General features: G+C 64.5%; 18 protein-coding genes. 7 read left to right on the forward strand and 11 right to left on the reverse strand.

Going from position 1 to position 23943, the window contains the following annotated elements:
* Positions 1–413 precede the first annotated feature (413 nt).
* From fdxA to CO675_RS05625, 4 genes are all read right to left on the reverse strand, one after another.
* Entirely contained in the window at positions 414–752 is a 339-nt protein-coding gene (gene fdxA, locus CO675_RS05610) for a ferredoxin FdxA (protein ID WP_092120017.1), read from the reverse strand.
* Between the two features lie 218 nt (positions 753–970).
* A complete protein-coding gene (locus CO675_RS05615; protein ID WP_097671054.1) occupies positions 971–1255 on the reverse strand; it encodes an RNA-binding S4 domain-containing protein in 285 nt (94 codons plus the stop codon).
* A gap of 32 nt (positions 1256–1287) precedes the next feature.
* Positions 1288–4821, reverse strand: a complete 3534-nt coding sequence (locus CO675_RS05620; protein WP_097671055.1) for a helicase-related protein — start codon at positions 4819–4821, stop codon at positions 1288–1290.
* A gap of 733 nt (positions 4822–5554) precedes the next feature.
* A complete protein-coding gene (locus CO675_RS05625; protein ID WP_097671056.1) occupies positions 5555–6385 on the reverse strand; it encodes a DUF3108 domain-containing protein in 831 nt (276 codons plus the stop codon).
* Between the two features lie 352 nt (positions 6386–6737).
* Here CO675_RS05625 and rpmB point away from each other — a divergent pair, with 352 nt between their 5' ends.
* From rpmB to CO675_RS05640, 4 genes are all read left to right on the forward strand, one after another.
* Entirely contained in the window at positions 6738–7046 is a 309-nt protein-coding gene (gene rpmB, locus CO675_RS05630) for a 50S ribosomal protein L28 (RefSeq protein WP_097671057.1), read from the forward strand.
* Positions 7047–7451: 405 nt separating this feature from the next.
* Positions 7452–7604: a hypothetical protein gene (locus CO675_RS40395; RefSeq protein ID WP_158231189.1), complete on the forward strand. Its 153-nt coding sequence runs from the start codon at positions 7452–7454 to the stop codon at positions 7602–7604.
* A gap of 291 nt (positions 7605–7895) precedes the next feature.
* Positions 7896–8123, forward strand: coding sequence for a hypothetical protein (locus CO675_RS05635; RefSeq protein ID WP_097671058.1), 228 nt, complete (start codon positions 7896–7898; stop codon positions 8121–8123).
* 364 nt (positions 8124–8487) lie between these two features.
* Positions 8488–9705 (forward strand): ABC transporter substrate-binding protein, encoded by a 1218-nt coding sequence (locus CO675_RS05640; RefSeq protein ID WP_097671059.1) that lies wholly within the window; start codon positions 8488–8490, stop codon positions 9703–9705.
* A 201-nt stretch (positions 9706–9906) separates the two neighbouring features.
* On the opposite strand, the gene CO675_RS05645 is transcribed toward CO675_RS05640, so the two are convergent.
* The 4 genes from CO675_RS05645 to CO675_RS05660 form a co-directional block, all read right to left on the reverse strand.
* The gene (locus CO675_RS05645) at positions 9907–10869 is read right to left on the reverse strand and encodes an alpha/beta hydrolase (protein WP_097671060.1); all 963 of its coding nucleotides are present in this window, start codon (positions 10867–10869) and stop codon (positions 9907–9909) included.
* A 35-nt stretch (positions 10870–10904) separates the two neighbouring features.
* Entirely contained in the window at positions 10905–12680 is a 1776-nt protein-coding gene (locus tag CO675_RS05650) for an NAD(P)-binding domain-containing protein (protein WP_097671061.1), read from the reverse strand.
* 75 nt (positions 12681–12755) lie between these two features.
* On the reverse strand, positions 12756–16226 hold the full coding sequence (locus CO675_RS05655) for an acyl-[ACP]--phospholipid O-acyltransferase (RefSeq protein ID WP_097671062.1): 3471 nt from the start codon (positions 16224–16226) through the stop codon (positions 12756–12758).
* A 286-nt stretch (positions 16227–16512) separates the two neighbouring features.
* Positions 16513–16770 carry a hypothetical protein gene (locus tag CO675_RS05660; RefSeq protein ID WP_097671063.1) on the reverse strand — a complete coding sequence of 86 codons (258 nt, stop codon included), beginning with the start codon at positions 16768–16770 and terminating at the stop codon, positions 16513–16515.
* A gap of 52 nt (positions 16771–16822) precedes the next feature.
* Here CO675_RS05660 and CO675_RS05665 point away from each other — a divergent pair, with 52 nt between their 5' ends.
* Positions 16823–17443 (forward strand): TetR/AcrR family transcriptional regulator, encoded by a 621-nt coding sequence (locus CO675_RS05665; RefSeq protein WP_198964529.1) that lies wholly within the window; start codon positions 16823–16825, stop codon positions 17441–17443.
* Positions 17444–17462: 19 nt separating this feature from the next.
* Here the strand turns inward: CO675_RS05665 and CO675_RS05670 are convergent, their stop codons facing one another.
* Entirely contained in the window at positions 17463–18461 is a 999-nt protein-coding gene (locus CO675_RS05670) for a winged helix-turn-helix domain-containing protein (protein WP_097671064.1), read from the reverse strand.
* 151 nt (positions 18462–18612) lie between these two features.
* On the opposite strand from CO675_RS05670, the gene CO675_RS05675 reads away from it, so the two are divergent.
* Positions 18613–19791, forward strand: coding sequence for an ABC transporter substrate-binding protein (locus CO675_RS05675; protein ID WP_097671065.1), 1179 nt, complete (start codon positions 18613–18615; stop codon positions 19789–19791).
* A 37-nt stretch (positions 19792–19828) separates the two neighbouring features.
* On the opposite strand, the gene CO675_RS05680 is transcribed toward CO675_RS05675, so the two are convergent.
* Positions 19829–20248, reverse strand: a complete 420-nt coding sequence (locus CO675_RS05680; RefSeq protein WP_097671066.1) for a hypothetical protein — start codon at positions 20246–20248, stop codon at positions 19829–19831.
* Positions 20249–20469: 221 nt separating this feature from the next.
* Here CO675_RS05680 and CO675_RS05685 point away from each other — a divergent pair, with 221 nt between their 5' ends.
* Positions 20470–22737, forward strand: coding sequence for a T6SS phospholipase effector Tle1-like catalytic domain-containing protein (locus CO675_RS05685; RefSeq protein WP_097671067.1), 2268 nt, complete (start codon positions 20470–20472; stop codon positions 22735–22737).
* Between the two features lie 90 nt (positions 22738–22827).
* Here CO675_RS05685 and CO675_RS05690 read toward each other — a convergent pair whose 3' ends face one another.
* On the reverse strand, positions 22828–23928 hold the full coding sequence (locus CO675_RS05690; protein ID WP_097671068.1) for an LLM class flavin-dependent oxidoreductase: 1101 nt from the start codon (positions 23926–23928) through the stop codon (positions 22828–22830).
* Positions 23929–23943 lie beyond the last annotated feature (15 nt).

Here is a 23943-nt window from a genome sequence, read left to right on the forward strand (position 1 = left end):
TTTGAGGACTTTGCAGCCGCCGCCTTCTTGGCCCCCTTCACGGGCGCCTTGGCACGGCCCTTGGTTGCGCTGCGAGCAACGACAGCGGCTTTCTTCGTCGTCTTTGAAGCACTCTTTTTACGCGTTTTCTGTGACACAGCCTGCGCGCGGAAACTGCCACGCCCCTGTTCGATGTTTGCGGGAACCTCGACGCCACAAGGTACGCATGGCAGGGGGTTCTTGGCCTGTAATGGTGCAGATATAGCACATTTTCCGCAAAAATCAATGGTTTACGCCCGATTCCGGGCATAACAGGGCATCCTTAGGTCATATGTCCGTCATTAGGGTTAAATCGGCGGCCGAACGGAGACCGCCACGGGTCCAGTCTCGCCCCTATCGGGGTAGTCCGACGGTTATTGGCAAACGCCAGCGAATCAGTCGCCGCTGCCCGGATTCGGAGAAAAATATTTCTCGAACTTGCCTTCCTTGCCTTCCCACTCCTTGGCGTCCTCGGGCGAGTCCTTCTTCTGGGTGATATTCGGCCAGCTCTTGGCATACTCGGTGTTCACCTCGAGCCACTTCTCCAGCCCCGGCTCGGTATCCGGCTTGATGGCGTCAGCCGGGCATTCCGGCTCGCACACGCCGCAATCGATGCATTCGTCAGGATGGATGACCAGCATGTTCTCGCCCTCGTAGAAGCAATCGACGGGGCAGACCTCGACGCAGTCGGTATATTTGCACTTGATGCAGGCTTCAGTGACGACGTAGGTCATCCAAAACTCCGGAACGATCGATTTTTCTGGGGTTGCGTAGCGCAGGAATACCGGGGCCGCAAGGGAAGCGGGCTCTGAAAAACGCCAGTATTCTCACGCCCCTGCCACCGATTTTATTGGGAGCATGATCCCCGGGCAAACGCTATCCGTTTGTCGTGAGGAAAACCGGCCTCCACTTTTCCGGATCATGCTCAATTGAGATAGCAAGCGCTAGATAACTACTCCTTGCCGGCCTGCAAATTGCCGGCCTGCAAATCCTCATACAGCACGCGCGCCGCAGTGGCATCGCCGCGCCGCTCGGCGAAGCCCGTCACCTTCAGCACGCGGACGCTGTTGTCGAGCGCGACGGTGACGACGTCGCCCGCCTTCACGGCATGGCCCGGCGATTTCTCGCGTGTGCCGTTGATGCGGACATGACCTGATGCGACGAGTTCAGCCGCGCTGGTGCGGGCCTTCACCACCCGTGCGTGCCACAGCCATTTGTCGAGGCGCTGCCGATCCAAGCTTCAGACCAAGAACTAGACCAAGGGTTGGATTATTCCTTCCGGCCGGCGAGCTGCTCTTTCAGGGCAGCGAGCTTGGCGAATGGCGAGTTCGGATCGATCGGACGGTCGCGCTCGCGCGGCGCGCTCGACGCGTAGGGCCGATGCGACGGGCCGCCTTCGCGCTTATCACGGCCGCCCTTGCCGAAATCGCGGCCGCCGCGGTCACGATCACCGCCCTTGCGGTCGCCACCGCCCTTGCGATCGCCACCGCCGAACTTGTTGTCGCGGCGACGCTCATTGTCGCGATCGCGGCCCTTGCCCTCGAAGCCCTTGCTCTCGAAGCGCTCGCGGCGCTGGCCCCTGTCCTCGCGAGGCGCGCCATCGGCCGGCGCGGCAGCGGCCGGCGCAGAACCGTCAGCGGGCGCGCCTGGACGCGGCACGCGGAAATCCTGGTGGCGGCGCGGACGGCGATGATGCTCGCGCTTCTCGCCCTCGCCGCCGCCTTCCGTGGCCTGCGCGCCCTCGGCAGGCTTGTTCTGATGACGGCCGCGGTTGCGGTCGTGGCCGCGATGATGCGGACGGCGCTCGTCGGAGCGGCCGCCGGGCCGCCAGACTTCGACCATTTGCGGCTCGGCCGGCGTCTCCGCGGCAGCAGGCGCAGCGTCAGCGCTCGCGGTCTCCGCAGGTGCCTCGGCGCCGGGCTCTGACGGTGCCTCAGCAGCCCCAGGCGGCGTCTCCGCAGCGGCGTCCATGGCAGGCGCGGGCTCGGCTGCAACTTCGGCAGCGGGCGCTTCAGGCGCGGGTTCTTCGGCGACAGCAACAGGCTCTGCGGCAACCTCGGCCACGGGCTCGGGCTGGGCCTCGATGACAGCCGGCGCCGCCTCGCTCGAAACCACCTCGGTGAAGCCGACATCGGGCAGCAGCGCGGCGGACGGCGCGGGATCGCCGGATACCGGCTGGTCGACGGCGGCTTCGGCCTCGGGCACAGCGACAGCCTCCGGCGCATCAGCCACCACCTCGGCAGCTGCATCGACCGGCGCATCCACGGCGGCATCAGACGTCGCCTCCGCAGCGACCGTCTCGGTGGTCTCCACCGGCGCAACCTCGACAGCCTTCGGCGGCAGCGGCGGACGGCGGTCCATGCGGTAGCCGAGCGCGCGCAGGATCGAGGCGAAGTCCTCACCGGCGGAGCCGGTCAGCGAGGTCATCGCCTGCGTGACGACAAAGCCGCGGCCATCGAACGCACCGGCGGGCTTCTCGCCCGGCGAAGTCTCGCGCCAGGCCAGCGCCGGACGGATCAGATCGGCGAGCCGCTCGAGAATATCGACGCGCACCGCGCGCTCGCCGCACTGGCGATAGCCGAGCACGCGATAACCGTCGCGCGGCAGGGCCTTGTCGACCGGGAACGAGGTGCGGCCGCTGGAGGCGAGATGCTGCACATTCGACAGCGCGCCCATGTCGACATTGCTCTGCTTCTCGGCCCAGAGCAGCGAGGCCAGCGAGCGTGCCGCGGGCTTCAAGAGCTGCGGGAAATAGATGTGGTAGGCGCCGAAGCGCACGCCGTATTTGCGCAGCGCTGCGCGCGAGGGCTGATCGAGATCCTTCATCTCGGCCGCGATCTTGCTGCGCTCGAGCACGCCGAGCGCCTCGACGAGCTGGAAGGCGATGCCGCGGGCGATGCCCTGGATATCCTCGGCCTTGGACAGTTCGAACAGCGGCCCGAGCAGCTTTTCGATATGCGTCTTGAGCCAGAGATCGAGCCGGGTCTGCACGGCCTCGCGCGAGGCGCCGGTCAGCCGTTCGTCGGAAATGATGCGCAGCCGCGGATGCAGCGCGTCGTCGGCCGCCACCAGCTTGGCCACCGCATCGCCGGTCCAGCGGATGGTGCCGTCGGAGGTCAGCACGAACTGCTCGTCGGGGGCGGCGCCCAGTTTCTCGGCACGCGTATCGATCTCGCGCGCCAGCACCTGCTGGGCGGCGGCTTGCAGCGCCTTGGCGTCGCTGCCGGCCTCGGCCGCATCAGGTGCGAAGGTGAAACCATCGAGCCGGCCGATCACGTGGCCTTCCACGATCACTTCACCGGTCTTGCCAATTTCCGTATTCAAAACTGAGTTCTCCCGCAGGCGGCGCATCAATACACTGGTCCGCCTGTCAACGAAACGCTCCGTGAGCCGTTCATGCAGCGCATCGGATAATTTATTTTCGAGATCGCGCGTGATCCCCTGCCAGTGGTCCGGGTCGTAAAGCCAGTCGGGCCGGTTGGCAACGAAGGTCCAGGTCCGGATTTGCGCGATCCGGCCCGATAGCGTGTCGATATCGCCGTCGGTCCGGTTGGCCTGGTCGACCTGGGCGGCAAACCATGCGTCAGGGATACGCCCCTTTTGCATCAGGAAGCCATACAGCGTGGTCACGAGTTCGGCATGGGCGGCCGGCGACAGCTTTCGGTAGTCCGGAACCTGGCAGGCCTCCCACAGCCGCTCCACGGCCTTGGCCCCATGCGCCCATTCGCGCACCTCGGCGTCGCGTGCGACATGTTCGAGCACCCGCAGGTCCTCGGCCACCGGGGCCCGCGTCAGTGCCTCATGATTGGGCGTCAGCGCCAACGACACCTGCAACGCGCCGAGCGAGGCGAAATCGAGCTTGGCGTTGCGCCATTGCAGCATCTTGACGCTGTCGAAGGTGTGGTTCTGCAGCGCATTGACGAGCTCCGGCTCGAACGGCGCGCAGCGGCCCGTCGTGCCGAAGGTGCCGTTGCGCGTGGCGCGGCCCGCGCGGCCCGCGATCTGCGCGAATTCGGCCGGCGTCAGCCGGCGGAACTGATAGCCGTCATATTTGCGGTCGGAGGCGAAGGCGACATGGTCGACATCGAGATTGAGCCCCATGCCGACCGCGTCGGTGGCGACGAGATAATCGACGTCGCCGTTCTGGAACATCTCGACCTGCGCATTGCGCGTGCGCGGGCTAAGCGAGCCCAGCACCACGGCAGCGCCGCCATGCTGGCGGCGGATCAATTCGGCGATCGCATAGACCTCATCGGCGGAGAACGCGACGATTGCTGTTCTACGTGGCTGTCGCGTGATCTTGCGGTCGCCGGCGAATTCGAGCTGCGACAGCCGTGGCCGCGTGACGATCGAGGCACCGGGCAACAGCCGCTCGATGATCGGCCGCATTGTCGCTGCGCCGAGCAGCAGCGTCTCGTCGCGGCCGCGGCGGTTGAGGATGCGATCGGTGAAGACATGCCCGCGTTCGAGATCGGCGGCGATCTGGATCTCGTCGACCGCGAGGAACGAGACATCGAGATCGCGCGGCATCGCCTCGACGGTCGAGACCCAGAAGCGCGGCGCCTTCGGCTTGATCTTCTCCTCGCCGGTGATCAGCGCGACATTGTCGACGCCGGCGCGGGCCGCGACCTTGTTGTAGACCTCGCGCGCGAGCAGCCGCAGCGGCAGCCCGATCAGGCCGGACGAATGCGCCAGCATGCGCTCGATCGCCAGATGCGTCTTGCCGGTATTGGTCGGCCCCAGCACCGCAGTGACGCCTGCGCCGGGCACGCGGTCATTTCCGAACGAAGTTGAGAAAGCCATATTTTGCAGGTGTTTCTTTTATTGAAGGCGAAATCCCTGACCCGTCATCCTGAGGCGCGAGCGAAGCGAGCCTCGAAGGATGCACGGCCAAGATCTATCGGCGCGCGTTGACCGGACTTTCCTCTCGCGGACAGAGCGGGGCTGTCGCCCTTCGAGACGGCCGCTCCGCGGCCTCCTCAGGGTGACGGTGAGGGATTGACGCCTTGGTCTTCACTCCTTCACGCGTCCTTTCGCAAAATCTGTCTCACAATGTGACGCTTTCTGCGCCGCCCTTAAGCTTCGGAACGAGTCTAGAACGAATCGCGGCCGAATCGGTGACTCCATTCCAGACCTGAAACGTTCACCGCAACATCTCGGGCAAGCTGACGACCGCGGCACTAGATCAAGTTTGAATGGGCTCCACAAGCACAGGATATGCGGACTGAATTCCTTAAATTCCAGGGGTGGCCGAGTCGAATCAGAAGCGGGCAAGAGTCAACTGGATTCCGGTGACGTTTGTTGCATTCCCGGGCCTTCGCGCAGCGCCTCAAGAGTACCCTCTCCCCTTGTGGGAGAGGGTGGATTCGATGCGGAAGCATCGAAGCCGGGTGAGGGGTCTGTCTCCGCGGAGAGAACCCCTCAACCGTCGCGGACTGCGCATAGCCGATGCGCAGCATCGGCGTCCTTTAAGAACGGCGGCAGGTGGGCCGCCTATGGCCACCTTCTCCCACAAGGGGAGAAGGGAAGAGATCCCCTATTGCGTCTTCGCCACGCGCGGCGGCGCGGCTGTGGTGACGAACGAGGTGGCTTCCAGCATCGCCTGGCCGAGCGGGGTCGGGATCGTCATGCGGAACGGCACCAGAAGGCGGGTGCCCGCGATCGGCACGAAGGCGATCTCGATGTTGCGCTGGGCGGCGAGATATTTGATGACCGGGCGATCCGGGATGTAGCCCGAGATCGGCACGAAATAGAGCGCGCAGACCAGTGCCGGGCCGTGATAGCCGCGCTCGGCCTTCACGATCTCCACGCGTTTGAAATCGAGCTTGAGGTCGTAGCGCATGCGGCCGTCGAACACGCCGGCACCGGTGCGGCAGACGTCCGGGCTCATCAGCTCGGCATTGCCGGGCGCGCGCAGGAACGAGCCGGTCATCGGATCGAACACGTTCTTCTTCTGCGCGTCGGTCACCGGCAGGCGGTCGGCATCGACCGGCGGCTCCGGCTCGATGGTGGATTCCTTGATGCCGCCACCCGCCAGCACCATCCGGATCGTCTCGGATTTCTTCGAGGTGGTCGTGGTCGCGGTGTAGGAGGAGGCGACCAGCGCGCCGTTGACGACGCGGCCCTGCGAGGCGCCCCCGCCGCTGCCGCCGGAAAACGCCTTCAAGAGGCCCGCGGTGCCGCCCTGGGCCGAGGCCGAGAAGGTGTCATCGCCGATTTCGATGGTCCAGGTGCCCTTGCCGACCGGGATACCGGCCAAGGTCGCCTCATACTGGGCGTCGAGCCGACCCTGCGCGCTCGCGCGCTCGGCGCAAAACAGCAAGAGGACACCAGCGCACAGGCCGATGAGCCGGCCGAGCGGGGGCAAAAGGGCAATGGCGGTGGTCACTTAACCTACCTGACGGTCCTGCTATCGGCGCTCTGTTCGCTGTCCATTTGGTCCTTCAATTCGGCCGGACAACGCGCGCATCTGTTATGGAACCAAGACTTGCAGCCGAATACGCCCTTTATATGGTTGCCATATCCGCCGTTAAGTGGCTGGTTGCGCTTATGAACCGCCATTTCCCGGTACGGTTATGTGGCGATATAATCTTGACGCTCGGGTATTCTGCCCCTATACACCCGCGGTTCCTGGAAAATGGACGCGAATTCAAAACCCCCGCGCGGGCCGCGTGATCGCACGTGCCGCCGGAAGCGGGGATGCAATAAGGATTTTGGTAATGTCCCGGCGCTGCGAACTGACGGCCAAGGGCCCCCAGACGGGCCACAAGGTGAGCCACTCCAACATCAAGACCAAGCGGCGCTTCCTGCCGAACTTGGCCAACGTGACCTTTATCTCCGATGCGCTCGGCCGCAACGTGCGCCTGCGCGTCTCGACCAACGCGCTGAAGAGCGTCGACCACAATGGCGGCCTCGACGCCTACCTGCTCAAGGCCAAGGCCGATTTGCTGTCGCCCCGCGCGCTGGATCTGAAGCGCGCCATCGAGAAGAAGGTCGGCAAGCCGGCGCCGGTGAAGAAGGCGAGCTGAGCGAGACGCGAGCCACGCGAAAGCGCGGAGAGAGTTTTGAACGGCCGGGTCGATGACCCGGCCGTTTTTGTTTGGCCAACAAACTGGCCACCGAGATGATCGCACTGTTGCTTGCGTCGCACATTGATGTCGTGAGCGCTGGACCAATTTCGGAACGCGACACGCGAGCCCTCGCGCTAAGCGACGCATCAGTGCATTTCTTTCGACTTGGCGTCGGAGCATCGAATTGAAATCCAGACCGCGATCGATGCGCGATGCGAAGTGGAATCTTCTTTGCGCAATGACCTACGAAGTAAAATCGTCCACCGCCCCGCGTGAAGAGAGATGGATTGCCTTGTCGTTCCGCCAAGGCTCCCGCCATGGCTAAGGCTACGGCACGACAAGCCTCGCGATGACGGCGTCGCCATGGTTGCGACACGTCCGCTGACACCTGTTGCCAATGACAGCGATGTCATCGCTTCCATCACGCGCGCATCGCACGAATCTCTGCTTGGTGCGCCGTTCGCGCGTGAAGAAAGCTTTAACGCACGCGCCACGCACGACGAAGAAAGCCTCTAAATCACGGCAAAAACGGCGTGTCGCAGCGGCATTAATCACAACCTCACGCGATCGATCACGAGCGCATGAGGCGCATGCAAAACGCCACGATCTCTTCCCACTCATGGTGTGCAAACAAGCCGTCCGACACGATTGCGATTCGACGCAGGCCAAGCCCGCGCGGATCGAACACCGTGAGGGACATCACGGCCGGCACAACTGATTGTGAGGCATGTGCGCCGCACTCTTGGGAAGAAGCCTGGCCGTTCTTACATCACGTCCAAAGAACGACCCCGATAAAGGAATTGGTCAATGCAAGTTCGCGCAGCCGATACGCGCGGAAGACTGGTGCCTGCGCTCGCAACCGCCGCCGTGGCGGTGCTGGCCACGGCAGTCCTCGTCATCCTCGAATTCACCCCGCCCCGCGATGTGCAGGCTGCGGCCGAGCCCGGCATGATCACCTCCGCCGCCGCGAGCCGCGCCGGCGCCACCGTGCTGCCGACCGATCCGGTCACGACCGGCAGCGTGCGCTACCGCTGAGGTTAGGAGTTCTCCCTCGCCCCGCTCTTGCGGGGAGAGGGTTGGGGTGAGGGGCTCTCTCCGCCAGCAAGACTCGCGGACGTTCCTGTACCCCCTCACCCGGATCGCATTGCGCTACACTCCATGCGATCCGACCTCTCCCCGCAGGCGGGGCGAGGTAAGAAATGCCTCGCACGCGGGGAGATTTTGAGAATCATTCCACATCGCGGCAGGCCACCGCACACGCGCTGATTACGCCAACCTCGGCATTGCACCCCGCCGCATTTTCGCATCCCTGCCCCGGCGTCTCGTCGCAAGCCTGCCTCCGTCGACCTGCGTAAGCTCTCCGTCGCGAACAACAAGAAAACGCACAGGGAGGCTCACGATGACATCGAAGGCCATTTGCAAGGCCATCACGGTAGCACTCGCGCTTGCGCTCGCGACACAGGCACACGCCGCCGAGAAGAAATACGGCACTGGCGCCAGCGACACCGAGATCAAGCTCGGTCAGACCTCGCCATTCTCCGGCGCGGCGTCGGCCTACAGCGTGATCGCGAAGACGCAGGCCGCCTACTTCAAGATGATCAACGACCAGGGCGGCGTGAACGGGCGCAAGATCAATCTGATCACGCTCGACGACGGCTACTCGCCGCCGAAGACGGTGGAGCAGACCCGCAAGCTGGTCGAGCAGGAGGAGGTCGCCGCGATCCTCAATCCGCTGGGCACGCCGACCGGACTTGCCGTGCGAAAATATCTCAACGACAAGAAAGTGCCGCAGCTGTTCGTCGGCGCCGGCGCCACGCTGTGGGGCGGCTATCAGCATTATCCATGGTCGATCGGCTTCCAGCCGTCATACCAGGCCGAGACCGCGGTCTACGCCAAATATGTGCTGACCAACAAGCCGGACGCGAAGATCGCGCTGTTCTACCAGAACGACGACGCCGGCAAGGATTACGGCAACGGCTTCAAGAAGGGGCTGGGTGTGGAGAACACCGCCAAGATGGTGGTGGCGGAGACGACCTATGAATCGACGGACCCTACGGTCGACAGCCAGATCGTGAAGCTGAAAGCCTCCGGCGCCAACGTGCTGTTCATGCACGCGATCCCCAAGCAGGCGGCGCAGGCGATCAAGAAGATCGGCGAGATCGGCTGGAAGCCCGACATGTTCTTCCTCGCGGCGACCTCCACCTCGGTGTCCTCGGTGCTGAAGCCCGCCGGCTTCGAATACTCCAAGGACATCATCTCGTCCTACTCGCTGAAGGATCCGAACGATCCGCAGTGGAAGGCGGACCCGGACGTGATCGCCTGGCAGGACTTCATGAAGAAGTATTTTCCGGAGGGCAATCTGCAGGACCAGTTGATCGTCTACGGCTACGTGGTGGCGGAGGCGACCGTGCAGGTGCTGAAGCAATGCGGCGACGACCTCACCCATGAGAATATCATGAAGCAGGCCGCCAACCTCGACATCGCGCTGCCGATACTCCTGCCCGGCATCAAGGTGAAGACCTCGCCGACCGACTATTTCCCGGTCGAAGCGATGCGGCTGCAGAAGTTCAACGGCGAGACCTGGCAGCTGTTCGGCGACACCATCGGGAATGATTGAGGGGGAGTTGTTGAACGCGAAATGTACCCAGCGTCGTCCCGGCGAAGGCCGGGACCCATTACCCCGAATGTTCGTGTGGGGCGAAGCTGGGGCCGCAGCCCGCTGCAACAACAGGCTGCAGTGGTTATGGGTCCCGGCCTTCGCCGGGACGACGAGGAGGTTGGACTTCCTCCTCCAACAACGACCGGGACGACGCGGAGGTTACATCCCCTTCTCCAACAACACCCGAAAATCCGCCCGCGCCCGCTGCGCCTCGGCACGCGCGGCCTCCGATGCATCGCCCATGCCGAAGTAGCCGTGAATCAGGCCCTCGCCGGTATGATACGCAACCTGCACACCGGCCGCCTGCAACGCCTTGGCATAGGCATGGCCCTCGTCGCGCAGCGGATCGAACCAGGCTGTCGTGACGACCGCCGGCGCGACACCGGCGAGCGACTTCGCGCGCAGCGGCGAGACGCGCCAGTCAGAACCCTGCGCGGGATCCGCGAGATAGTGTCCCGCGAACCATTGCATCGTCGCGCGCGTCAGGAAGTAACCCTCGGCATTCTCGGCGCGCGACGGAAATTTCGCGTTCTCGCCTGCATCGGCAAAATTGCCGACCACGTCGGTGACGGGATAGACCAGCAATTGCGCGGCGAGCCTGATGCCGGCGTCGCGGCAGGCCAGCGCCGTGGCGGCGGCGAGATTGCCGCCCGCGGAATCGCCGGCGACGCCGACGCGAGAGAGATCTCCGCCGAATTCACTGAGCCGTGCAACCACATCGCGGATCGCGGCGAATGCATCCTCGAACGCGCCGGGAAAGCGCGTCTCCGGCGGGCGGCGGTAATCGACCGAGATCACCACGGCGCCGGTCTCGATCACGAGGTTGCGGGCTTGGCGGTCATGGGTCTCGAGATCGCCGGCAACCCAGCCGCCGCCGTGGAAGAAGATCACGGTCGGCGCCGTGCCGCTGCCGTTGCGATAGAGCCGCGCGCCGAGCTTGCCGGCGGCGCCCGCGACCTCGATATCGCGCGCCACGTCGACCGGCGCCGGCGGCACCTCCCTGCGGGCCTCGGCCAGTGCCCGCAGCGAATCGCGACAGCTCTGCGGCGTCATGGTTGCGGGATCGCGCAGCGGCAGCTGCGGGATGATCTTCTCAATGACGGGATCGAGCGGAAGCGGCATGGGAGTCCTTCTTGGTCAGTGCTTGCAATTCAAGTTCAGGTCAGATGCTTCGACAGCGTGCCGGCCTCGATCGCTGATATCTGCAGCGCGATGAAGCGGCTGTAGATGCGGGCCTGCGAAAACGCGCCCCCGGTGAACCAGAGGCCGGGCTGGGGCGTGCGCGTCCACATGTTGCGCAGTTCCTGCGTCGCATCGTCAAAGCCCCAGACGCGGCCGACCCGCGCTGCGACCTCCTCGCCGAACAGCCTGCCGACCAGGTGGTCAGGACCCTTGTAGCCGGTGGCGAGCACGAACAGTTCGGCGTTCAGCGCCGTGCCGTTCTTCAGCGCGAGGCCGGCGGCGGTGAAGCCGGCGACGTCCGCTGCCTGGATCAGGCGGATCTTGCCGTCGGCGATCAATTCGGAACAGCCGACGTTGAAGTAATAGCCGCCGCCGCGGGAGCGGAACTTCAGCGGCCAGCCGGTGCCGTCCTCGCCGAATTCGAGCCGGAAGCCGGCGCGCTCCAGCCGCGACAGCAGGGGCGCATCGAGCCGCTTCACCTCGTCGGTGACGATCTTGTGCGCGATCTTCATGACCGGCAGCGGCACGCCGGAATTGAGGATGTCGCGCACCTCGATCGACGGGCCGTCACCAAGATAGGTCTTGTCGTAGAGCTGCGCCGGCTCGACATTGACCACCATGGTCGGGCTGCGCTGAACCATGGTGACGTCGGCGCCGGCGGCGTGCAGCTCCTGGCAGATGTCATGCGCGCTGGTGCCGGTGCCGAACACGACCACCGACCGCCCCGCCCATTCGCGTCCTGCCGCGAACGCGCTGGAATGCAGCACCCGTCCCTCGAAGCGCTCGATGCCGGGGATGACAGGAATGTTCGGCGTACCGCTGACACTGGTCGCGAGCACGATGTGCTTCGGGTGCAGCGTGCGCGGACCATCGCTACGCTGCAGCGTCACCGTCCAGCGTTGCGTCGTGTCGTCATAGCGCGCGCCTTCGAACGCGGTCTCGGTCCAGAAGTCGAGCTCCATGATGTCGACATAGCTCTCCAGCCAGTTCGCAATCTTGTCCTTCGGGATGTAGTCCGGAAAGCTCAGCGGGAACGCCAGGTAGCGGAACAGATTGACCGGCGTCTTGTTGTGCAGCTTGAGGCCGCGATAGCGCAGCCGCCAATTGTCGCCGACGCGCTGTTCGCGATCGACGATCAGGGCGTCGAGCCCGATCCGCTTGCACTCGACGGCGGCCGCGATGCCGGCATGGCCGCCACCGACGATCAAGACATCAGGCTCGCGGTCGGCATAGGCGCGCGAGGCCTGCCGCTGCTCCAGCCAGTCGGGTGCGGCGAAATCGCGCGCGTGGGATTGCCCGACAGCGTGCTGCGTGTGCGCATCGCAGATGCGGTCGAAATCGAGCATCGTCGAGAACGTCCACGCCGCGGAATTTCCGCCCCTCCCACGCAACAGACGGACAGCACCGGTGCCGGGACCATTCGACGTGTCGAAGCTGAAGACCGCCTCGATCACCTCTTGTCCGGCCATCACGGCGCGCCGCGGTATCAAGGCACGGTCATCGAGACGAAATCCGCGCGCGTTCGCCGCGGCGGCACGCGCGAGCAGTTCGGCAACGACGCGCTGCCGGCCGCTGAAGGTCGCAAAATGCCAGGAAATGCCGAAGATGTTGCGCCAGTGGCTCTCGGGCGCGAACAGCGCGGCAAGAGCGTCCATGGAGCGGCTGGCGAGCGCCGCATCCAGCGCGCTGATCCAGCGCTCGGCTATGAGTTCAGGCGCGTCCTCGGTAGCCGGGTTCAGTTTGTCCAGCATGATCGTGCTTTCTCGGGAGCAGTTGCCGACTATCTGACAACATGCTCCCGAAAAGCACAACCATCATGCCAAGGCTCATGCAACGTGTTGCTGCAGCGAATCCGGCTCGCTCCCGGGCTCGTCGCCGACAGGCTCGGCCTGCGCCGCGGGCGCGGCCGCGAGTTCCGCTGCTATTTCTTTGGCAAGCGCGGTGGCGCCGACATAGTCGGTCTTGCCGGTGCCGAGCAGCGGCACCTTGTCGACGACGCGGATGTCGGCGGGCACCGCGAGTTCGGACGCGCCGACGCTCTTGGCCTGACGCTGCATGGCGGCGCGGTCGGCATCCTTCTGCGTCGTGAGCAGCACGATGCGTTCGCCCTTGCGCGCGTCGGGCAGCGTCACCGCAACCGACATCGCTTGCGGCCACAGCGCCGATGCCATCGTCTCCACCGCGGAGAGCGAGACCATCTCGCCTGCGATTTTAGCAAAGCGCTTGGCGCGGCCTTTGATTGCGATAAAGCCCTGCGCATCGACCGTGACGATGTCGCCGGTGTCATGCCAGCCATCAGGCAGCGGCTCGAGCACGCCGGGATTCTCGGCACGGAGATAGCCGATCATCACGTTCGGACCCTTCACCGACAGCCGGCCGCCTTCCTCGATGCCGGGGACCGGATCGAGGCGGTATTCCATCAGCGGCGAGATCCGGCCGACGGTGCCCTGGCGGTTCGCCATCGGCGTGTTCATCGCCAGCACCGGCGCGGTCTCGGTGACGCCGTAGCCCTCGAGAATACGGATGCCGTAGTGTTCCATGTAGATCTGCCGCGTGCGCTCCTTCACCGCTTCCGCGCCGGCAATGACGAGCCGCAGCGTACGGAAATCATAGGCATGTGCCGAGCGGGCGTAGCCGGTGAGGAAGGTGTCGGTGCCGAACAGGATGGTGGCGCCGGTCTGGTAGATCAGCTCGGGCACGATCCGGTAGTGCAGCGGCGACGGATACATGAAGATCGGAATGCCGCCGAGCAGCGGCATCATCATGCCGCCGGTCAAACCGAACGAATGGAACACCGGCAGGACATTGAACACCTTGTCGTTGGCATTGGCATCGACCCGCGCCAGCGCCTGCGCCGCATTGGCGAGGATGTTGCGGTGGGACAGCACGACACCCTTCGGGGTGCCTTCCGAACCCGAGGTGAACAGGATGACCGCGGGATCGTTCGCCTTGCGGGCGACGCGCGGCGCGATGCCGGTGCGGAAGCCTGCGATCTTGTCGCCGAGGCCGATGTCGGCCCTGATATCCTCGAGATAGACGACGCGCGCCTGGCCGGCCATCGCGACGATCAGCTTGTCGAGCTTGCCTTTCTCGATGAAGGCCTGCGAGGTCAGCACGGTCTTCACCTGCGCCGCCTTCATCGCGGCCAGCACGTTGACTGGACCCGCCGAGAAGTTGAGCATCGCCGGCACGCGGCCGATGGTCTGCAGCGCCATGAACACGACGGCGACGCCGGCCGAGTTCGGCAACAGCACGCCGATGTTCTCGCCGACGGCAGTGCCCTGCTCCAGCTTGCGGCTCAACACCTGCGCGCCGACGATCAGCTTGCGATAGGTCAGCTTGGTGCCGAGCGCGTCCTCGATGATCGGCTTGCCGGTGTCGCGGTCGCGATAGGCATGGCCGAGGCCCTCGAACAGCGTCTGGTCGAGCATCGCGTTCTGGACCATGGCGTTGATCATGACGTCCTGCAGCGCGGCGCCGGCGGCGTTGCGGCGCGACTTGCCCTTCAGCGACTGGTCGATCGGCAGTTTCACCGGCGGCAGGATCGAGATCGTCACCTTGGGGAACCAGGACCGCTTGATCTCGCCGTTCTTGAGATAGCTGAGATGCGAGCGCTGCGCGCCCTCGATGCGGACCGGAACGACGACCGCGTCTGCCTTGTCGGCGATCATCGCGGTGCCGTCATAGACCTTCATCAGCGAACCCGAGACCGTGATGCGCCCTTCCGGGAAGATCACGACCGGCTCGCCGGCGGCAACCAGCTTGATCAGGTCGCGCGCGGCCAGCGGCTTGCTCGGGTCCATCGTGTAGTGCTTGATCATCTTCAGGAACGGCTTGGCCCACCACGCCTTGGCGATGCCGGTGTCGACCGCGAAGCTCGCATCGATCGGCAGCATGGCGTGCAGCAGCGGGCCGTCGACCAGGCTGACATGGTTCGGCGCAATCAGCATCCGGGTGCCTGCGGGCGGCAGGTTCTCCATGCCGCGCACCTCGAGGCGGAACAGCGCCCGGAACAGCAGCGCGCCGAAATCGCGCACGCCTTCCTTGCCCCACTTGGTCAGCACGAACCAGACGGTGCCGAAGCTCGCGATCGCAAGGCCGAAGAAGATCCAGGCGATCGGCAGGCCGGCAGCTTGCAAGGTGCCGACGAACACCGCGCCGGCAACCATGAAACCTGCCTGCAGGATGTTGCCGGCGGCGATGATGCGGGCGCGCTCGGACGGCGCGGTCCATGCCTGCACGGCTGCAAACGACGGCACCACGAACAGGCCGCCGCCGAACGCGAACAGGAAGAAGTCGGCCAGCATGCGGAAACCACCGAGCGAGGTCGCGAACGCCGCCGCGGTGACGTCCTTGCCGAGCGAGGTGGTGGCGATCGCCCAGGCGAGGTCGAGGCCGATCACGCCCATCACGATGGCGCCGATCGGCACCAGCGCGAGATTCGGACGAACATGGCTCAGCTGCGCGGCGAACAACGAACCGGAGGCGATGCCGATCGCGAACACGGCAAGGCACAGCGTGACCACGCCTTCGGTGCCGCCGACGCCTTCCTTGATCAGCGCGGGCAGCAGCGACAGCACGATCGCGCCGACCATCCAGAACCAGGACACGATCACCATGCCGTCCCACAGCCGCTGCTCGGCATAGAGCGACTTCAACAGCCGCACCGTCGAGGTCCATGGATTCTTGGTGATCGGCAGATCGGGCGCGGACGGCTGCGTCACCGGGATGCGCGAGGCAAACCCCCACGACAGCACCGACAGACCGACCACAGCGGCACAGATCCAGCCCATATGGCTGGCGCCGGCGACGAACATGCCGCCCGCAATGGTACCGATCAGGATCGCCATGAAGGTTGCGCCCTCGACCAGCGCGTTGCCGGTCGCGAGTTCGGATACCAACAGCTGGTCGGGCAGCACGGCATATTTCACCGGGCCGAACAGCGCGGCGACGATGCCGAACAGCGCCAGCGCGATGAACAGCAGCGGGATCGAATGGGTGAAGAAGCCGGCGGCGGCAAAGGCCGCCGCGAATATCTCGAAGAACTTCAGCCGGCGCGCGACGATGGATTTGACGAAGCGGTCGGCGAGTTCGCCACCGAGTGCCGACAGCACGAAGAACGGCGCGATGAACACCGCGCCCGCGAGCTGGACCAGCGCCGGCCCCTGCTCGTTGGCGATGCCGTACAGCAGCATGATGACCAGCGCATTCTTCAACACGTTGTCGTTCAACGCCGAGCAGAACTGCGACCAGAACAGCGGCGCGAAGCGGCGGGACGTCATCAATTCCTTGATCATGACCGGTTCCTTGGGTTAGCGCGCAGGGCGCTGGCAGGTCTGCGAGTTCGAATGGCAGAGAATGATGGGCGTGGTGAAAATGACAGAGATCCCGCAGCCTTTAGTCTTTTCCGCAACGTATCGGTTCGAACCGGCGCAGATCGGCCCGCGCCGGGCGCCGCGACCATGCCCGGCAGAAATGTACGAGACCTTATCCAGGGTTGTGATCGATCGACTTCGAAACGGGCTCGCGAGGGACATGGTGAGCGCCTTGTTGAGGTTTCGGCGACAATTGCGGAGTGGCGCGTCAGGTCAGATCATTCAAGCCGCCGAACGGCGACCAGCGGCAGCGGCGTGACTTGCGTCGGCTGCCAGGCTGGCCCGCCGGGCGCGGCGCGCGCCGGCCGGCGCGCCGCTGCTCGAGGACACCTGCGACGTCGCAGGCGCGGGCGATCCGCTCGATCGGGGCGGTCGCCAGGGCGAAGATGGCGTGGCCAAAGCCCTTCACGAGCTCGATCGCGTCATCGACAAAGGTGGTGGTCAATTGAAGTGCTAGGGTCTGCATGTGAGTGGCCTCCTATGCCAACTTGAGCAACGCTCAAATTAGTAGCCTAAAAATGAACATTGTTCAAGAAGAATCGCGACGCGACCGGAAAAAACTTCAGCGGCGAGTTCTGCTGATCGAGATCGCGCGCCGGTATGTTGCAACTAAAGGCTTGAGATCATTGAAGGTTCGCGATGTCGCCGAGGCCGCCGGTTGCTCGATCGGCAGCGTTTATAATGAGTTCGGCGACTTCGACGGCCTGATCCTGACCGTGAACCGGGAGACCGTTCAGGCCCTGACCGCCCGGCTCAAGGCGGTCCCGGCCGACGACCCCCTGCGCCAGCTGCACGGGCTGGCGGACGCCTATCTCGGCTTCGCCACCGAGCACGCCAATCTGCTGCGCTCGCTGTTCGAGCACCGGATGGAGGACGACCGGCCGTTTCCGGAAGATATCCTGGCGATGGTGATGGATGCCTTCGCGCTGATGCACGCGCCGCTGGTGCGGCTATTGCCGGGTCGCGATCCCGATGACGTCGCGCTGCTGTCGCGAATGATGTTCTCCGCCGTCCACGGCATCATTTCGCTCGGCCTCGAGGAGCGCATGGTCGCGGTGCCGCCGGAGATGTTGCGCGAGCGGCTCGCAGAGTTCGTCGACACGCATCTTGCGGGATTGGGCGTCACGCGCAGCGCCTAATCAGGGCCGCGGCGCGCGATCATGGTTGGATACGTGCAACGTGGCCCGGGTGGGCAAACGTCCAGAGCGGGTCAAGAAACACCACGCCAGTGCCTCCCTCGCGAAAGACGAGCTTGAACTCGATCCGTCCGTCCGCGGTCGCTGATGCGGAATGCAGGCCGGAATTGCCGTCATATCGCAGGATATCGTCCAGAACATATCCGGTGAAGCCGCCGGAAAAGCCGGGTCCCGGCGTACGGCTGTGCGGCATCGCCGGTCCGTTCACGAGATAGCCGGTCGCGGCACCGTCGCGATCGACATTGGTGACGATCATCATGAATTGGCGGTGCGAGTTGATCCATCCTTCGTCGCTCACCCACACGCCGAGAAAGCGGCGGATATTGTCCGGCACGTCGTTTGCCGGCGCGCGAACACGAAAGGCAGGAAGCGGCAGCTGCTTCTCCGCGGCAAGCGCCGTGATCCGCTCGACATCCCGATCCGGCACGATGCCGTGATCCTGCGGTGCAAGCCAGCTCGCCAGTTCGGCCAGCGGACGCTGTATGCCATTGGCAATCGGCGGCACCGATGCGAGCGCCGCGAAGGCGATCACCGACAGGCCGGCGACCAGCAACCATCGGGGAAGCGCGGCCAGGCGTAATGCAGCGACACGTGGCGCAGACGTCCTGCGCGAGACCCTGCTCGATCCACGATCGTGCGAGAGCGGCATCGGCTCGGCGTCGAGCCGGTATCCGCGGCGAGACACCGTCTTGATGATGCGGTGGTCGTCATCCCGCAGCTTCAGGCGCAACTCGCGAATGCATTGGACCAGCGAGTCATCCGAAACGACGACGTTGCCCCAGACCGCCTGGTGCAAATCCTGCTTGGACACCAGCCGTCCGGCATTGCCGGCGAGATGGCGGAGAACCGCGAATGATTTCGGCCTGAGATCGAGGTCGACGCCATCCGCCCGCGCGACGCCGCGGGCGAGATCGAGCACAAAGGAATCAAATATCAAAACGGATTCAGTCGTCGGGTCCATAGAGGTCACTCCATGCCCACAGACGGCATCAATCGGAGAAATTTAGCAGGAAATTCGTCGTTCTGTCACTTCTTGATCAGGACTTTCCCGCGGCGAAGCCGATAGTCGCGAGCCTGCCCGGCATCATTTCCGGACCCGCAGGAGGCTGGCCATGTCGCGAACGCCATTTGCCGTATTGGTCGGCGCCGTTCTGGCGCTTTCGGCGGTGCAACCGGGACCAGCCCAAGCGCAGGACACCGTGAAGGTCGGGCTGGTGATGCCATTGACCGGCGTTCTGGGACCGGTCGGCAAGCAGGCGGTCGCGGGAGCGCGGCTCTACATGGCGCAGCACGGCGATATGGTCGCCGGTCGCAAGATCGAATTGATCGTCCGGGACGACGCCAGCGTGCCCGACAATGCCAAGCGCATCGCGCAGGAGCTGATCGTCAACGACAAGGCCGCGATCCTCGGCGGCGGGCTGACGCCGAGCGTGCTCGCGCTCGCACCGCTGGTCACCGAGAGCAAGACGGCAACCGTCGTCATGGTATCGGGCACCTCGATCGTGACCGAGCGGTCGCCCTACTTCGTACGCACCAGCTGGACGCACGCGCAGCAGGCCAGCGTGCTGGCGGACTGGGCGGCGAGAAACGGATCGAAGCGGGCCACCATCATTGCGTCCGACTGGGCGCCCGGGCGTGAGGCTGCCGGCGTATTTTCGGCGAGTTTCACCGCGGCGGGCGGAGCGATCGTCGAAGCGCTGAAGGTGCCGCTGGCCAATCCCGACTTCGCGCCGTTCCTGCAGCGTGCACGGGACGGCAATCCCGATACCCTGTTCATTTTCGTTCCGACAAGCCAGGCCGGCATCCTGGCCAAGCAGTTTGTCGAGCGTGGTCTGGACAAGAGCGGGATCAAGCTGATCGGCCCCGGCGACATCGCCGACGACGAGGACCTGCCGGGGATGAGCGATGCGATGATCGGCACGATCACCGCGGGGTTCTACTCCGCCGCCCATCCATCCGACCTGAACCGCGACTATGTCGCAGCGTTCCGCAAGGCCAATGCCAACGTCCGCCCGAACTTCATCAGCGTCAGCGCCTATGACGGCATGCATCTGATCTACCAGGCGCTGAAGGCGACCGGAGGCAAGACCGACGGCGATGCGTTGATCGAGGCCATGAAGGGCATGGCCTGGGAAAGCCCGCGCGGCCCGATGTCGATCGACCCGAAGACGCGCGACGTCGTCCACGACATCTACATTCGCAGGGTCGAGAGGGTCGGCGGCGAGCTCTACAGCGTCGAGCACGAGACCTTCAAGGCCGTCAAGGACCCCGCCAAGATCGCGAACAAATAAGCCAGGCGGCGCGCAGCCGGCCGGGCCGGGCGGCGCTTCAGACCCGGGTGCGCGCGATCGTGCCGGCGACGATCTGCATGGCGACGCCGAGCACCCAGCCCGCCATGATCGCCGCGGTCCAGGCGATGTCCGGCTCGCTGCGCAGCACAACGACACCAACCGAGAAGAACGCGACCATGGTCGCGAGGAAGGTGCCGATCGCGCTCAGCAGCTCCGCAGCGTCGATCTTGCGCGTAGAGCTCCCGTCCTTCGGATGGAAGAGCTTTGGCGGCGTATCGATGCCGAGATAGAATCCAATCGCTCCGCCCAGCATCATGATCAGCAGGAACGCCTGCGAGGTCAGCGCCGACACGCTCGAGCCGACATGGATCGCGACGAACAGACCGCTGGCAGCTCCCGCGAGGGCGAGACCGAAGCGCTCCAGGACATGGGCAAGTTTTCTGACGCGGCTGCGCATTGCTGTGCCTCATCAATGAATTGCACCGCTGTCAGGCTAGGCCTTTTCGCAGCAGCGCGAAAGCCGTCTCGTCTCACATGGCCGCGACCTCGTGACGCTTTTGTGCGTCAGTTCACATCTGTCGTGGCACAGAATGACTAAATATCGATCCAAGGTAGCAATCGAATCCGCTACCACTACGCTGCGCCATCCGCTTCGTCCATTTCAGCGAGCGTCTTTCAATGCCGAGCTCCAAGATCATTATCCTGTCCGACGGCACCGGCAACGCCGCCTCCAGCGTGTGGCGCACCAATGTCTGGCGGATATTCCAGTCGCTGGATCTGCAGGATAACGCGCAGGCCGCCAAGTATGATGACGGCGTCGGCACCTCGTCGTTCGTTCCGCTGGCGCTGCTCGGCGGCGCCTTCGGCTACGGTCTCAAGCGCAATATCCTGGATGCCTACAAATTCATCTGCCGCAACTACGACCACGAGAACGATTCGCAGATCTACCTGTTCGGATTCAGCCGCGGCGCGTTCACCGTGCGCACGCTCGCAGCACTGATCCTCGATCAGGGCCTGATCGTCGCAGACACCGAAGCCGAACTGCACGACGGCGCGGTGAAGGCCTATCGTGCGTACCGCGCCGCGGGCTACCACTCGATCTGGCGTATCGAGGTGCTGTTCCGCGCGCTGCGCGACTACGTGTTCGTGCCGGTGCTGGACCGCCTTCAGCGCAACAGGCCTTATGCCGAGATCGTACGGAAGCCGGTGCCTGCGATCGAGTTCATCGGCATCTGGGACACCGTCGCGGCCTATGGCCTGCCGATCGACGAGATGACACGCGGCATCTCGAACTGGGTGTGGCCGCTTGAGCTGCCGAACCGGATTCTCAGTCCGAAGGTCAAGTGGGCACGGCACGCTCTGGCGCTCGACGACGAGCGCACGACGTTTCATCCGGTGCTCTGGACGGAGCAAGAGCCGGGACAGCCCGCACCGGCCATGCCGGCAACGATCGACAGCGAACGCCTCGTCCAGGTGTGGTTCGTCGGCATGCATGCCAATGTCGGCGGCGGCTACCCGGACGATGCCGTCGCCTTCGTGCCGCTGGCCTGGCTGGTCGACGAAGCCGTCAAGCGCGGGCTCGTCTTCAAGAGTGCGCCGATCGCCGACCCCGATGCGATCAAGGCGATCAGGTCTTCCGAGGACAAAGACGGCCGCCTCTACGATTCGCGGGCCGGCCTTGGCGCCTATTACCGATATGGCCCCCGCAAGGTCGCCGACCTCTGCAAAGATCCCTATGCCGGCGTCAGCGTGCCGATGCCGAAGGTCCACGAAAGCGTGTTCGAGCGGATCGACAGCGGCGCCAATGCCTATGCCCCGATCGGGCTTCCGCCAGACTATGTGGTGGTCTCGCGCAGCGGCCAGGTCACACCGCTGGGCTCCACGACGTTTGAAACGCCTGTCGGTGCGCCGGCGCGCTATGCCGCGCAGGAGAAGCTGTGGAATTTCGTCTGGATGCGGCGGATCGCCTACTTCGCCACGCTCGCGGCGTCGCTGCATCTGGCGGCGTTCTGGCTATTCCATAACCAGCACAAGGAGCACGAATTCAGCTCCTGGTTCAGGATGATCTCGGAGCTGGTGCGCTTCATCGAATCGTTCCTGCCCGCTTCGCTTCATTGGTGGACCGACTGGTATGCCGGCAACCCGGAATGGTTCGCCGGCGGCATCATCGGCGTTTTCGTGCTGATGGCTGTGGGCAATTTGCTCAGCGCAACGATCAGCGACAGGATGCGAATCATCTGGCGTGACCGCGCGAACCCGACGCCGCTCTCCGGGTTCATGCACAATGCGATCTATCGATTGCGCACCAGCACGATCTATCAGTGGATCCTCAATGTCGGGAAGCGGCATGTCGTTCCGTTTGCACTGACAGCCTTGCTGGTCTGGTTCAGCGCGACATTGCTCAGCCATTTCCTGTTCAATGCCGCGGACTCGATGGGCGCCTTCTGCAAGGGGAGCACAGCCGACAAGCTCGTCGCCGTCGACAAGGGTATCCCGCAGGATGCGGCCGATTTCGACACCAGCGCGATCTGTGCGCCGACCGGGCTCAAGGTCCGCACCGGCTTCAGTTACGAGATCGCGATCACCATGTCGGAGCCATGGGAAGACGCCGGACGCGCGGTCACGCCGATCGGATACCGGACCTCGACGATCGAGCCCTCGATGCGCTGGCGCGGATACGCCACGATCTTCCTGCGGCGCATCCTGTTCCGGCCATGGTTCAGGCTGATCGCACGGGTTGGCGAGACCGGCGTCGACGAGTATTTCCTCGATCCGCTGCCAGCGCCGAACACCGATCCGCAGGTCTACAAGGCGAGGTTCACCGCCGATCGCAGCGGCGAGGTCTTCCTCTACGTCAACCAGGCCGTTATCGGCCTGCCCTGGATCTACAAATGGTTCTACGGCGATCACAGGGGCAAGGCGAAGGTCACGGTGAAGCTGCTGTGATGCGGCGCAGTTCGCGTCAGGCCATTGCGGTTAGGCGATAAAAAAAACGCGAGGCAGCGTCGCTGCCCCGCGCCTTTCCCTACCCTCAACCTACGCCGCGCGGCCGACCGAGGCATCGAGATGCTTCAGCTTCGGCAAGACCTCCTGCTTCAGCAGCCGCAGCGAATTGTGCCAGGCCTCGGGCTTGTGCTTGTAGTCGAAGCCGAACACCAGCAGCACGCCGAAGCCGCCGACCTCCTGATAGATCTTCTCGATCTTCTCGGTGACGGTCGCGGGCGAGCCGACGATCCAGTTGTTGCGGGCGCAATACTCGACCGTGACGTCGCTATCCGGCACGTCGGGCGACGCCTTCAAATAATCCTTGAAACCAAAGTGGCCGAGCAGCGGCAGGAAATACTCGCCCATCATCCGGCCCATCATGTCGCCGGTCGAGAGCTTCCATGCCTCCGCATCGGTGTCGGCAACGAACACCTCGCGTACCATCCGCCAATCCTTGCGGCTCGGCTTGCGGCCGGTCTTGGCGGCGCCGGCTTCCACCGAGTCCCAATGGCTGCCGACATAGGCTGGGTTGAGGTTGAGGCTCATCGGGATGAAGCCGCGCTCGCCGGCAAGCTTCAGCGTGTCCGAATTCTTCGACAGGCCGGCGACACCGATCGGCGGATGCGGCGCTTGCTGTGGCTTGATGTGCGGCTTGAGGAAGTCGAACATCGTATCCGGCTTGGTCACCGTCCAGAACTTGCCCTTGTGGGTCCACGGAGCCGGCTCGGTCCACATCTTCAGGATGATCTCGAGCGCCTCGCGGGTCATGTCGCGGTTCTGGCCCGACATGCCGTCGACATTGAACATCGCCCAGTCGCTCGGCAGGCCTGAGGCCGCGACGCCGAAATTCAATCGGCCGTTCGAGAGGTGATCGAGCATCGCAACGCGGTTCGCGAGTTCGGCCGGATGATGATACGGCAGCAGGAAGCCGCCAGGCCCGATGCGGATGTTCTTGGTCTGCAGCAGCGCCTGCGCGATCAACAGATCCGGCGACGGATGCGGCTCCCAGGGCGCCGTGTGGTGCTCGCCGATCCAGGCTTCCTGATAGCCGAGCTCGTCCAGCCAGCGCAGCACCTGCAGGTCCCAATCGTGGCCCTCTTTCAGTCCGCACTCCGGCGGATGCGACGGCATCGCGAAGTATCCGAGTTCCATGGGTTTCCTCTCTTT

Source organism: Bradyrhizobium sp. C9 (assembly GCF_002532045.1).
Taxonomy (GTDB): domain Bacteria; phylum Pseudomonadota; class Alphaproteobacteria; order Rhizobiales; family Xanthobacteraceae; genus Bradyrhizobium.